General features: G+C 71.7%; 13 protein-coding genes. 12 read left to right on the top strand and 1 reads right to left on the bottom strand.

The window, feature by feature from the left end; genetic code table 11:
* Window positions 1-7 precede the first annotated feature (7 nt).
* The 10 genes from ruvX (at window position 8) to nusB (ending at window position 10031) form a co-directional block, all read left to right on the top strand.
* A complete protein-coding gene (gene ruvX / locus BJ961_RS24205; protein WP_271417153.1) occupies window positions 8-472 on the top strand; it encodes a Holliday junction resolvase RuvX in 465 nt (154 codons plus the stop codon).
* 128 nt (window positions 473-600) lie between these two features.
* The gene (mltG, locus tag BJ961_RS24200; RefSeq protein WP_271414907.1) at window positions 601-2406 is read left to right on the top strand and encodes an endolytic transglycosylase MltG; all 1806 of its coding nucleotides are present in this window, start codon (window positions 601-603) and stop codon (window positions 2404-2406) included.
* Window positions 2406-3233 (top strand): shikimate dehydrogenase, encoded by an 828-nt coding sequence (locus BJ961_RS24195; protein ID WP_271414906.1) that lies wholly within the window; start codon window positions 2406-2408, stop codon window positions 3231-3233. Before mltG ends, BJ961_RS24195 begins: the two co-directional genes overlap by 1 nt.
* Before the next feature lie 46 nt (window positions 3234-3279).
* A complete protein-coding gene (locus BJ961_RS24190) occupies window positions 3280-3600 on the top strand; it encodes a hypothetical protein (RefSeq protein ID WP_271414905.1) in 321 nt (106 codons plus the stop codon).
* Between the two features lie 169 nt (window positions 3601-3769).
* On the top strand, window positions 3770-4954 hold the full coding sequence (gene aroC, locus BJ961_RS24185) for a chorismate synthase (protein WP_271414904.1): 1185 nt from the start codon (window positions 3770-3772) through the stop codon (window positions 4952-4954).
* Window positions 4951-6600 (top strand): 3-dehydroquinate synthase, encoded by a 1650-nt coding sequence (aroB, locus tag BJ961_RS24180; RefSeq protein ID WP_271414903.1) that lies wholly within the window; start codon window positions 4951-4953, stop codon window positions 6598-6600. The genes aroC and aroB overlap by 4 nt, the downstream gene beginning before the upstream one ends.
* A 198-nt stretch (window positions 6601-6798) precedes the next feature.
* Window positions 6799-7683, top strand: a complete 885-nt coding sequence (locus BJ961_RS24175) for a Pro-rich N-terminal domain-containing protein (RefSeq protein ID WP_271414902.1) — start codon at window positions 6799-6801, stop codon at window positions 7681-7683.
* A gap of 179 nt (window positions 7684-7862) precedes the next feature.
* Window positions 7863-8969 carry an aminopeptidase P family protein gene (locus BJ961_RS24170; RefSeq protein WP_271414901.1) on the top strand — a complete coding sequence of 369 codons (1107 nt, stop codon included), beginning with the start codon at window positions 7863-7865 and terminating at the stop codon, window positions 8967-8969.
* A gap of 64 nt (window positions 8970-9033) precedes the next feature.
* Window positions 9034-9600, top strand: a complete 567-nt coding sequence (gene efp / locus BJ961_RS24165) for an elongation factor P (RefSeq protein WP_271414900.1) — start codon at window positions 9034-9036, stop codon at window positions 9598-9600.
* A gap of 2 nt (window positions 9601-9602) precedes the next feature.
* The gene (nusB, locus tag BJ961_RS24160; protein ID WP_271414899.1) at window positions 9603-10031 is read left to right on the top strand and encodes a transcription antitermination factor NusB; all 429 of its coding nucleotides are present in this window, start codon (window positions 9603-9605) and stop codon (window positions 10029-10031) included.
* 108 nt (window positions 10032-10139) lie between these two features.
* Here nusB and bldD read toward each other — a convergent pair whose 3' ends face one another.
* Entirely contained in the window at window positions 10140-10643 is a 504-nt protein-coding gene (gene bldD / locus BJ961_RS24155) for a transcriptional regulator BldD (protein ID WP_007447547.1), read from the bottom strand.
* A 296-nt stretch (window positions 10644-10939) separates the two neighbouring features.
* On the opposite strand from bldD, the gene pyrR reads away from it, so the two are divergent.
* The gene (pyrR, locus tag BJ961_RS24150; protein ID WP_271414898.1) at window positions 10940-11554 is read left to right on the top strand and encodes a bifunctional pyr operon transcriptional regulator/uracil phosphoribosyltransferase PyrR; all 615 of its coding nucleotides are present in this window, start codon (window positions 10940-10942) and stop codon (window positions 11552-11554) included.
* 112 nt (window positions 11555-11666) lie between these two features.
* Entirely contained in the window at window positions 11667-12647 is a 981-nt protein-coding gene (locus BJ961_RS24145) for an aspartate carbamoyltransferase catalytic subunit (protein WP_271414897.1), read from the top strand.

The following is a 12647-nucleotide window of genomic DNA, read 5'->3' as shown; positions in this document are numbered from 1 at the left end:
CCCGGCGATGCGCCGCGGCCGTCGCCTGGCCGTCGACGTCGGCGACGCCCGTATCGGGGTCGCGTCCTGCGACCCCGACGGCATCCTCGCCACCCCGGTGGAGACCGTCCCCGGACGCGACGTGCCCGCGGCGCACCGACGCCTGCGACAGCTGGTCGAGGAGTACGAGCCGATCGAGGTCGTCGTCGGCCTGCCCCGCTCCCTCAAAGGGGGTGAAGGCCCGGCCGCGGCCAAGGTCAGGCGCTTCACCCAGGAGCTGGCCAAGGGCATCGAGCCCGTCCCGGTCCGGCTGGTGGACGAACGCATGACGACGGTCACGGCCAGTCAGGGGCTGCGGGCCTCGGGAGTGAAGTCCAAGAAGGGCAGGTCGGTCATCGACCAGGCCGCCGCTGTGATCATCCTTCAGCAGGCGCTGGAATCCGAACGGGTGTCAGGCAGGCCACCTGGCGAGGGCGTCGAAGTGGTCATCTGATCGCGGTACGGTAACGTTCCGCGCGATGCGGAGGCATTCGAACAGCCACCGCACAGCAAGAGGCGGAACGGAAGCGGGCCCTTCGGCACAGGCCGCGCCCCCCGTCGCCTCGCGGCTCTAGGGGATCCATGACTGAGTATGGCCGGGGCCCAGGCTCCGAACCGTGGCATCCGGAGGACCCGTTGTACGGGGACGGCGGATGGGGCGGACAGCAGGCCCACGCGGGTCAGCAGTCCCCCTACGGCGGCCAGCCGCAGCAGTATCCGGAGCAGCAGGCGCAGCAGCAGGGCTACGGCGACTGGAGCAACGGCGGCCAGTCGTCGTACGGCGGCGGGCAGCCGCAGTACGACCAGTACGGCCACCAGCACCCCGAGCCGCAGTACGACCAGTACGGTCGCCCGTACGACCAGCAGCAGTACGACCAGCACCAGTACGGTCAGCAGCAGTACGACCAGCAGCAGTACGACCAGCACCAGTACGGTCAGCAGCAGTACGACCAGCAGTACGCGCCCCAGGCTCAGCCGCAGCAGGGTTACGACAACGGTGGCTGGGACGGCGGCACCCACCCCCAGGCGCATTACCCGGCCGACCCGTCCGACCCCTACGGACAGCAGGCCGGCGGCTACGGCGCCGAACAGCCCGACCTCTACGGCACCCCCGACGCGTACCCGCCGCCGGAGCCGCCCACCCGCCGCCGCGCCGAGCCCGAGCCCGAGCGCACCGACTGGGACCCGGGCCCCGACGAAGGAGAGCACGCCTTCTTCGCGGGAGAGGACGGCGACGGTGACGACGATGCGGAGGACGAGGGCCGCGGCGAGCGCGGGGACCGCAGGGCGCGGGGCGGCGGCAAGCCCAAGAAGCGCCGCAGCGGATGCGCCTGTCTGGTGGTCTGCCTCGTGCTCGGCGGCGGCGTGGCCGGTATCGGCTATTTCGGCTACCAGTACTACCAGGATCGTTTCGGCGCCGCCCCGGACTTCGCGGGCAGCGGCAACGGCGAGCAGGTGACCGTCACGATCCCCAAGGGCGCCGGCGGCTCCACGATCGGCCAGGAACTCAAGCGCCAGGGCGTGGTGAAGAGCGTCGACGCCTTCATCTCCGCCCAGCAGAGCAATCCCCGCGGCAAGAGCATCCAGGACGGCGTGTACACGCTGCAGAAGGAGATGTCGGCCGAGAGCGCGGTCGAACTCCTGCTCAGTCCGAAGAGCCGCAGCAACCTGATCATCGCCGAGGGCAAGCGCAACGCCGCCATCTACAAGGACATCGACAAGCGTCTCGGACTGGACGAGGGCACCACCGCCCAGGTCGCCAAGAGCGAGTACAAGAGCCTTGGCCTGCCCGACTGGGCGCTGAACCACAAGGACGTGAAGGATCCCCTGGAGGGCTTCCTCTACCCGTCCAGCTACTCGGCGGCCAAGGGGCAGAAGCCCGAGGACGTGCTGAAGCAGATGGTGGCGCGGTCCACCGAGAAGTACGAGGAACTCGGCCTGGAGAGCAAGGCCGAGAGTCTGGGCCTCGAAGGGCCGTGGCAGGTGCTCACCGTCGCCAGCCTCGTCCAGGCGGAGGGCATGGGCCACGAGGACTTCCGCAAGATGGCCGAGGTCGTCTACAACCGCCTCAAGCCGGGCAACGAGCAGACCAACGGGATGCTGGAGTTCGACTCCACGTACAACTACATCAAGAACCAGAGCAAGATCGACCTGTCCCTCAGCAAGCTGCGCAACTTCGACAACCCGTACAACACCTACCACGCCAAGGGTCTGCCGCCCGGACCGATCAGCAACCCCGGCGAGGAGGCGCTGAAGGGAGCCCTCGACCCGACCGACGATGGTTGGTACTACTTCATCTCGCGCGACGGCAAGACGAGCGAGTTCACCAAGACCAATGCGGAACACCAGAAGTTGGTCGACCAGTGGGAAGCCTCGAAGAACCAGTGATGTCCGCACCCCGCCGAGCCGCCGTTCTCGGCTCTCCCATCGCCCACTCCCTCTCCCCGGCGCTGCACCGCGCCGCCTACGCCGAGCTGGGCCTGGCGCAGTGGACGTATGACCGGTTCGACGTCGACGAGGCCGCGCTGCCCGGCTTCTTCGCGGAGCTGGGGCCCGAATGGGCCGGGCTGTCGCTGACCATGCCGCTCAAGCGGGCGGTCATCCCGCTGCTCGACTCGGTCAGCGACACCGCGGCCTCCGTGGACGCGGTGAACACGGTCGTCCTCACCGAGGACGGCCGCCGCACCGGCGACAACACGGACATCCCCGGTATGGTCGCCGCCCTGCGCGAACACGGCGTCGAGAAGGTCGAGACCGCCGCGGTCCTCGGCGCCGGCGCCACCGCGTCCTCCGCGCTCGCCGCCCTGGCCCGGATCTGTACCGGCGAGGTCACCGTGTACGTCCGCAGCGCCGCGCGTGCCGCCGAGATGCGGGGCTGGGCGCAGCGGCTCGACGTCGAGGTGCGCATCGCCGACTGGGCGGACGCCGAGCAGGCGCTGCGTGCCCCGCTGGTCGTGGCCACCACCCCGGCCGGAACCACCGACGCCCTCGCCGCCGCCGTTCCGGAGACGCCGACGACCCTCTTCGACGTGCTCTACGAACCCTGGCCCACCGCGCTCGCCGCCCGCTGGTCGGCGTACGGCGGAGCCGTGGTCGGCGGCCTCGACCTGCTGCTCCACCAGGCGGTGCTCCAGGTGGAGCAGATGACCGGCCGGGCTCCGGCCCCGCTGGCCGCGATGCGAGAAGCGGGGGAGCGCGCGCTCGCGGACCGCTAGGGTCTGACCGGTTCCGCAGGGGGCGGGACGGGAGGGAAGACGACCCATGGACACAGGCGTGCCGCTGGCCTCCGCCAAGAGCCAGATCTTCGAGGCCGCCCTGGGCTTCCTGCCGGACTGGGTGCAGCTCACGGTACTCGCGCTGATCGTGCTCGCCGTCCTCGCGAGCTGGATGCTCGGGCTGAAGCGCCGGGTCGCCCGGCGGCGCGCGATGCGGACGGGCCCGCCCGCGCCCGGGCCGGCCCAGCCGGGACAGAGCGGCGCCGACTTCCTCGGCCCCTACGCACCGCGGCGGCGGCAGGAGAGCGGCGCCGACTTCCTGGGCTCCTACGCACCCGCGCGGGGGCCGGGCGACGGCGCCGCCTGACGCCGGCCGGGGCCGCGCGTCCGTCAAATGGACCGGCGACCGGGTCGGGCGGCCGGACATGGGAGGATCGGAGGCGGCGGGCCGGGGCCGCGCACCCGGTCGGACCGTCGCGTACATGGACAAGGCGTGTACGCGGGGCATACCGGGGCGCGAGCACTGAGGAGCACCGTTGAGCAGGTTGCGCTGGCTGACCGCGGGGGAGTCCCACGGTCCCGCACTCGTCGCGACGCTGGAGGGTCTGCCCGCCGGCGTGCCGATCACCACCGACATGGTGGCGGACCACCTGGCGAGGCGGCGGCTCGGCTACGGTCGCGGTGCGCGGATGAAGTTCGAGCGCGACGAGGTCACCTTCCTCGGAGGCGTCCGGCACGGTCTGACCATGGGTTCCCCGGTCGCCGTCATGGTCGGCAACACCGAGTGGCCCAAGTGGGAGCAGGTCATGTCGGCCGACCCGGTGGACCCGGAGGTGCTGGCCGGCCTCGCGCGCAACGCCCCGCTGACCCGGCCGCGGCCCGGCCACGCCGACCTCGCCGGCATGCAGAAGTACGGCTTCGACGAGGCCCGCCCGGTCCTGGAGCGCGCCTCGGCCCGGGAGACGGCGGCCCGCGTCGCGCTGGGCGCGGTGGCCCGCTCGTACCTGAAGGAGACGACCGGCGTCGAGATCGTCAGCCATGTCGTCGAACTGGCCTCGGCGAAGGCGCCCCACGGCGTGTACCCGACGCCGGCCGACGTCGAGAAGCTGGACGCCGACCCCGTGCGCTGCCTGGACGCGGACGCGTCGAAGGCGATGGTCGCCGAGATCGACCAGGCCCACAAGGACGGCGACACCCTCGGCGGCGTCGTCGAGATCCTCGCCTACGGCGTGCCGGTGGGCCTCGGCTCGCACGTCCACTGGGACCGCAAGCTCGACGCCCGGCTCGCGGGCGCGCTCATGGGCATCCAGGCGATCAAGGGCGTCGAGATCGGCGACGGCTTCGAACTGGCCCGCGTGCCCGGCTCCCGGGCGCACGACGAGATCGTGAGCACACCCGACGGCATCCGCCGGGTCTCCGGCCGCTCCGGCGGCACCGAGGGCGGCCTCACCACCGGCGAACTGCTGCGGGTGCGCGCCGCGATGAAGCCGATCGCGACCGTGCCGCGGGCCCTGAAGACCGTGGACGTGGCCACGGGCGAGGCCGCGCAGGCGCACCACCAGCGTTCCGACGTGTCCGCGGTCCCCGCCGCCGGAATCGTCGCCGAGGCCATGGTGGCCCTCGTCCTCGCGGACGCCGTCGCGGAGAAGTTCGGCGGCGACTCGGTCGCCGAGACCCGCCGCAACGTGTCCTCGTACCTCGACCACCTGGCCATCCGATGAGCGGGGCCCCGCTGGTCGTCCTCGTCGGCCCGATGGGCGTCGGCAAGTCCACCGTCGGACAGCTGCTCGCCGAGCGGCTCGGCGTCGGCCACCGCGACACGGACGAGGACATCGTCACCGCCCAGGGGAGGACCATCGCCGACATCTTCGTCGACGACGGCGAGCCCGTCTTCCGCGAGCTGGAGAAGGACGCCGTACGCACCGCGCTCGCCGAGCACGACGGCGTCCTCGCCCTCGGCGGCGGCGCGGTCCTCGACGCGGACACGCGCGCCCTGCTCGCCGCTCAGCGCGTCGTCTACCTCTCGATGGACGTCGAGGAGGCCGTCAGGCGCACCGGCCTGAACGCGGCGCGTCCGCTGCTGGCCGTCAACCCCCGCAAGCAGTGGCGCGAGCTGATGGAGGCCCGTCGGCACCTCTACGAGGAGGTGGCCACGGCAGTCGTCGCCACCGACGGCCGCACACCCGAAGAAGTCACCCAAGCCGCTCTGGACGCGCTGGAGTTGAAGACTGTATCCCCCGGGGGGCAGCCCCCGGACCCCCGGCCCGAGGACGCTGTTGTGCACGATGTGACGAGGATCCGGATCGGCGGCACCGCCGGGTCCGACCCCTACGAGGTCCTGGTGGGCCGTCAGCTCCTGGGGGAGCTGGGCGCCCTCATCGGGGCGAAGGCCAAGCGGGTCGCGGTGATCCACCCCGAGGCGCTCGCCGAGACCGGTGACGCCCTGCGCGCCGACCTCGCCGAGCAGGGCTACGAGGCCGTCGCCATCCAGGTGCCCAACGCCGAGGAGGCCAAGACCGCCGAGGTCGCCGCGTACTGCTGGAAGGCGCTCGGCCAGTCCGGGTTCACCCGCACCGACGTCATCGTCGGCGTCGGCGGCGGCGCCAGCACCGACCTGGCCGGATTCGTGGCCGCGACCTGGCTGCGCGGAGTGCGCTGGATCGCCGTCCCCACCACCGTGCTGGCCATGGTGGACGCGGCCGTCGGCGGCAAGACCGGCATCAACACCGCCGAGGGCAAGAACCTCGTCGGCTCCTTCCACCCGCCGGCCGGTGTCCTGTGCGACCTGGCCGCCCTGGACTCGCTCCCGGTCAACGACTACGTCTCGGGCCTGGCCGAGGTCATCAAGGCCGGCTTCATCGCCGACCCGGCGATCCTCGACCTGATCGAGTCCGACCCGCAGGCCGCGCGCACCCCGGCCGGACCGCACACCGCCGAGCTGATCGTGCGCTCCATCAAGGTCAAGGCCGAGGTCGTCTCGTCCGACCTGAAGGAGGCGGGCCTCAGGGAGATCCTCAACTACGGCCACACCCTCGGCCACGCCATCGAGAAGAACGAGCGCTACAAGTGGCGCCACGGCGCCGCCGTCTCCGTCGGCATGCACTTCGCCGCCGAACTGGGCCGACTGGCCGGCCGCCTGGACGACGCCACCGCCGACCGCCACCGCAGCATCCTCGAATCCGTGGGACTGCCGCTGCACTACCGGCACGACCAGTGGCCCAAGCTGGTCGAGAACATGAAGGTCGACAAGAAGTCCCGCGGCGACATGCTGCGCTTCATCGTCCTGGACGGCCTCGCCAAGCCCACCGTGCTCGAGGGCCCCGACCCGGCCGTCCTCCTCGCCGCCTACGGCGAGGTGGGCGAGTAGTACCCGGCTGCGGCCTTCCGTCCGATTCGCCCTGCCGGACGGGCACTTCGGGGCGCCCCCGGCCGTTCACCAAACGACGGCCGGGGGCGGTACCGTTCGGACGGGGGTCCCCCAGCACCTTCTAGGCTGTGGGGGCACGCGGGTGTTCCCCCACCCGCCGTCAGCGCCCATCGCCTGTACGAGACGGAGTGGCACCGGATGCAGCACCCAGTGGGTTCTCCGCTGCCGCCGCCCCACCAGCCGGGGCACGGACCGGCCGCCGGCTGGTCCCCGGCGGCACACCACCCCGGTCCGCACCAGGGACCCGCTCCCGTGCCGCCGCCCCCGGCTCCCGGGTATCCGCTGCGGGCCCCGCATCCCGTGGCACCGCAGCAGGCCCCCGCGCCCCATCCGGGTCCGGGCCCGCACCAGCCGGCTCCCGCCCCGCCCGCGCCGGACACCACCGGTCATGTGCGGCTGCCCCCCGGCGGCCCGGTGGCCGTGCCCAGCCTGCCCCCGGCCACCGCCGCCGCACCCGACCCCACCACGACCACCCTCGCGGTGCTGCTCATCGGCCCCGCGGGAGCCGGCAAGACCAGCGTCGCCAAGTACTGGGCGGAGCACCGGCGGGTCCCCACCGCGCACATCAGCCTCGACGACGTCCGCGAATGGGTCCGCTCCGGCTTCGCCGACCCCCAGACCGGGTGGAACGAACACTCGGAGGCCCAGTACCGCCTCGCCCGCCGCACCTGCGGCTTCTCCGCCCGCAACTTCCTCGCCAACGGCATCTCCTGCATCCTCGACGACGCGGTCTTCCCGGACCGCCCGGTCGTCGGCCTCGGCGGCTGGAAGCGGCACGTCGGCCCCGGTCTGCTGCCGGTGGTCCTGCTGCCGGGCCTCGACATCGTCCTGGAGCGCAACGCCGAGCGCAGCGGCAACCGGCGCCTCACCGACGAGGAGGTCGCCCGCATCCACGGCCGCATGGCCGGCTGGTACGGCTCGGGCCTCCCCATCATCGACAACTCCCAACTCGACGTCCCGGAAACCGCCCACCTCCTGAACGAGGTCCTCTCCCGCTCGATAGCCAGCCCGCCGAACTGGTAGGCACCGGTAAGCGGAAGCGCCCCTCAAGAGGCGCGGGGAACTGCGCGAACGACCCCCACCGGCGGTCAGGCGCCAGACAACGACAAGCCCCGACCCATTAGGCGCACCACGGCATCCCCGCCCCGCCCACTCGGCCCACCCGAGCGGCGCACCCCCCGGCGGAGCCATACGCTCGGCTCATGTCAGAGGTGTACGCGGCCCGCCGGACGCGCCTACGGGAACGCTGCAACGCGGGCGGCAGCGCGGCGGCGCTCGTCTCCCGGCCCGCCAACGTGCGCTATCTCGCGGGCGCCGCCCCGCACGGCGCCGTCCTGCTGCTCGGCAGGACCGAGGACCTGCTGGTCTGCTCGGGCCCGCCGGACGACCGGCCGACCGTGGGCCGGCCCGACGAGTCCCTTCCGGTACGCACGCTGCCCGGACCCGGCGGCGATCCGGCCGTCGCGGCCACCGGCCTCGCCGCGGAGCAGGGCGCCGAGTCCCTCGCCGCGGAGGACCACCACCTCACCGTGGTCCGGCACCGCTCCATGCGCTCGGTCGCGCCCCGACTGCGCCTGACCGACCTCGGACAGGCCGTCGAGCAGCTCCGGGTGGTCAAGGACGAGGAGGAGATCTCCTGCCTGCGCATCGGCGCCGAGATCGCCGACCAGGCCCTCGGGGAACTCCTGGAGTCCATCCTGGTCGGCCGCACCGAGCGGCATCTCGCCCTGGAGCTGGAACGCCGCCTCGTCGACCACGGAGCCGACGGTCCCGCCTTCCCGACGTCCGTCGGCACCGGCCCGAACTCGGGCCGCCGCGGCCACCGGCCCACCGACCGGCGCGTGGAGGAGGGCGACTTCCTCTCCGTGTGCCTGGGCGCGACCTACCGCGGCTACCGCTGCGAGATCGGCCGTACGTTCGTGATCGGCACCTCACCGGCCGACTGGCAGATCGAGCTGTACGACCTCGTCTTCTCCGCCCAGCGCGCCGGACGCGAGGCCCTCGCACCCGGCGCCGCCTGCCGAGATGTGGACCGCGCCGCCCGCCAGCCACTGGACTGCGCGGGGTACGCGGAGAACCTTCCCGCACTCACCGGTCACGGTGTCGGACTGGAAATCGACGAGGACCCGCAGTTGGCCCCCGCGGCCATGGGTAAACTGGACGCTTGTGTGCCGGTCACCGTCGAACCGGGGGTCCACCTCCCGGGCCGGGGCGGGGTCCGGATCGATGACACGCTCGTCGTGCGCCCCGAGGCGGACGGCGGACCCGAGCTACTCACCATCACGACCAAGGAGCTGCTCGCGCTCTAGCCTCGCGCTGTGCGCGCAACCCCGAGGTCGTCCACGTCAGTCCAGTCCAGGAGATTCCCAAACCGTGGCTTCCACGAACGACCTCAAGAACGGCCTGGTGCTCAAGCTCGAAGGCGGCCAGCTCTGGTCCGTCGTCGAGTTCCAGCACGTCAAGCCCGGCAAGGGCCCGGCCTTCGTGCGTACCAAGCTCAAGAACGTGCTTTCCGGCAAGGTGGTCGACAAGACCTTCAACGCCGGCGTCAAGGTCGAGACGGCCACTGTCGACAAGCGTGACATGCAGTTCTCGTACATGGACGGCGACTACTTCGTCTTCATGGACATGGAGACGTACGACCAGCTGATGATCGACCGCAAGGTCGTCGGCGACGCCGCCAACTTCCTGATCGAGGGCTTCGAGGCCACCGTCGCGCAGCACGAGGGCGAGGTGCTCTTCGTCGAGCTGCCCGCCGCCGTCGAGCTGGTCGTCAAGGAGACCGAGCCGGGCGTCCAGGGCGACCGCTCCACCGGCGGCACCAAGCCCGCCACCCTGGAGACCGGTCACCAGATCAACGTCCCGCTCTTCATCACCACCGGTGAGAAGATCAAGGTCGACACCCGTACGAGCGACTACCTCGGCCGGGTGAACAGCTAACCGTGGCTGCTCGCAACACGGCCCGCAAGCGCGCCTTCCAGATCCTCTTCGAGGGCGACCAGCGCGGCGCCGACGTCCTGACGGTGCTCGCCGACTGGGTCCGGCACTCCCGGTCCGACACCCGGCAGCCGCCGGTGAGCGAGTACACGATGGAGCTGGTCGAGGGCTACGCCGTGCGTGCCGCACGCATCGACGAGCTGATCGGGCAGTACTCGGTCGACTGGACGCTCGACCGGATGCCGGTCGTCGACCGCAACATCCTGCGCCTGGGTGCCTACGAGCTGATCTGGGTCGACGCGACCCCGGACGCCGTCGTCCTGGACGAGATGGTGCAGCTGGCGAAGGAGTTCTCCACGGACGACTCGCCCGCGTTCGTCAACGGCCTCCTCGGCCGGCTGAAGGACCTGAAGCCCTCGCTGCGCCGGGAGTAGCTCCACGAGCCCCGCCCGCGCCGCACCCACGCAAGAAACCGCCGGGGTGGCCGGAACCGAAAGGTTCAGGCCACCCCGGCGGCACGTTTCTGCTGGGGCTGCCGGAGGTCAGAGCTCCTCGTGGGACGCCACCGCGCGACGCGCGTCCGCGTCCAGGACACCCCAGCTGATCAGCTGCTCGGTGAGGACCGAGGGCGACTGGTCGTAGATGACGGCGAGTGTGCGCAGGTCGTCCTGGCGGATCGAGAGCACCTTGCCGTTGTAGTCACCGCGCTGCGACTGGATCGTCGCCGCATACCGCTGGAGCGGGCCCGCCTTCTCGGCCGGCACGGTGGCCAGCCGCTCCAGGTCCAGGACCAGCTTCGGCGGCGGCTCGGCGGCACCGCCCGGGGTGGTGCCCGGCAGCAGCTCCTGCACGGGGACGCCGTAGAAGTCCGCCAGCTCGGCGAGGCGCTGCACGGTCACGGCACGGTCGCCGCGCTCGTACGAACCCACCACCACGGCCTTCCAGCGGCCCTGGGACTTCTCCTCGACACCGTGGAGGGAAAGGCCCTGCTGGGTGCGGATGGCCCGGAGCTTGGCCCCGAGCTGTTTGGCGTATTCGCTGGACATATGGCTCCCCGGACAAGGTGTCGACGCGGCAGGCTGTGTTGTCGGCCGCGCGGCTGGTAACTCACTGTGAGGTTACGCAGCGTTACTCTGCTGCGTCAAGCCGAATGGTCCGCACCGACTCTTCCGTGATATCCGCCCTCCGTTGCTCCGGACGGGTGACACGAGTGCGGCAGAGGGGTGGCGAGGGAGCGCCAGGGGGGTCACGGGGCGGCGCCGCGAGCCTGCTACGGTAGGTGGCGCATATCCGACGTCCTTTAAGGTCCGTCCCGTGAGGCGGAGAAGGGGGTCCGTTTCGTATGGACAAGCAGGAAAATCAGCACGGCGGGCAGGACGGCCGGCGGCGTGACGCGCAGTCCGAGGCGCGGCCCGTTCTGGAAGGGCCCGACATCGCCCGGGTCCTGACCCGCATCGCCCACGAGATCGTCGAACGCGCCAAGGGCGCCGACGACGTGGTGCTCCTCGGCATCCCGACCCGCGGCGTCTTCCTCGCCCGGCGGCTGGCCGACAAGCTCGAGCAGATCACCGAGCGCAAGATGCCGGTCGGCTCGCTCGACATCACGATGTACCGCGACGACCTGCGGATGCACCCCCCGCGCGCCCTCGCCCGCACCGAGATCCCCGGCGACGGCATCGACGGCCGCCTCGTCGTCCTCGTCGACGACGTGCTCTTCTCCGGCCGCACCATCCGCGCCGCCCTGGACGCGCTGAACGACATCGGCCGCCCGCGCGCGGTGCAGCTCGCCGTCCTCGTCGACCGCGGCCACCGCGAACTGCCCATCCGCGCCGACTACGTCGGCAAGAACCTCCCCACGTCGCTGCGGGAGACGGTCAAGGTCCAGCTCGCCGAGGAGGACGGTCGCGACACCGTGCTGCTCGGTGCCAAGCCGGACGCCCCGGGCGCCCACCCGTAGCACTCCGCGTACGCGCAGCCGTGCCGTACGTCCGCTCGGTGTGCCCGCGCGCACGCCCGGCCGCCCGAATTATCCCGCTCTTCCGCATGAATCGCCCTACGGAGCCTGACAGATGCAGCGTCATCTCATCTCGGCCGCCGACCTCACCCGCGACGACGCCGTCCTGATCCTCGACACCGCCGAGGAGATGGCCCGGGTCGCCGACCGGCCGATCAAGAAACTGCCCACCCTGCGCGGCCGTACCGTCGTCAACCTCTTCTTCGAGGACTCCACCCGGACCCGGATCTCCTTCGAGGCCGCCGAGAAACGGCTGTCCGCGGACGTCATCAACTTCACCGCCAAGGGATCCAGCGTCTCCAAGGGCGAGTCCCTCAAGGACACCGCCCAGACCCTGGAGGCGATGGGCGTCGACGCCGTCGTCATCCGGCACGGCGCCTCCGGCGCCCCCTACCGCCTGGCCACCTCCGGCTGGATCGACGCCCACGTCATCAACGCGGGCGACGGCACCCACCAGCACCCCACCCAGGCCCTCCTGGACGCCTTCACCATGCGCCGCCGCCTGGTCGGCCCCGACGCGGGCCTCGGCAAGGACCTCGACGGCCGCCGCGTCACCCTGGTCGGCGACATCCTGCACAGCCGCGTCGCCCGCTCCAACGTCGACCTCCTGCACACCCTCGGCGCCGAGGTCACCCTCGTCGCCCCGCCCACCCTGCTGCCGGTCGGCGTCGAGACCTGGCCCTGCGAGGTCTCCTACGACCTCGACTCCACGCTGACCAAGTCCGACGCGGTGATGCTGCTGCGCGTGCAGCGCGAACGCATGAACGCCGCGTTCTTCCCCACCGAGCGCGAGTACTCCCGCCGCTACGGCCTCGACGGCGACCGCATGGCGAAGATGCCCGACCACGCCATCGTGATGCACCCCGGCCCGATGGTCCGCGGCATGGAGATCACCGCCGAGGTCGCCGACTCCGACCGCTGCACCGCCGTCGAGCAGGTCACCAACGGAGTCTCCATCCGGATGGCCGTCCTGTACCTGCTGCTCGGCGGCAACGAGCCCGCCGTGTCCCACGCCCGCTCCACCGAGGAGAAGTAA

The organism is Streptomyces lienomycini (assembly GCF_027947595.1).
GTDB classification, from domain to species: Bacteria; Actinomycetota; Actinomycetes; order Streptomycetales; family Streptomycetaceae; genus Streptomyces; species Streptomyces lienomycini.
The sequence above is the reverse complement of the archived record's forward strand: the minus strand, read 5'-3'. Positions and strand labels throughout refer to the sequence as shown.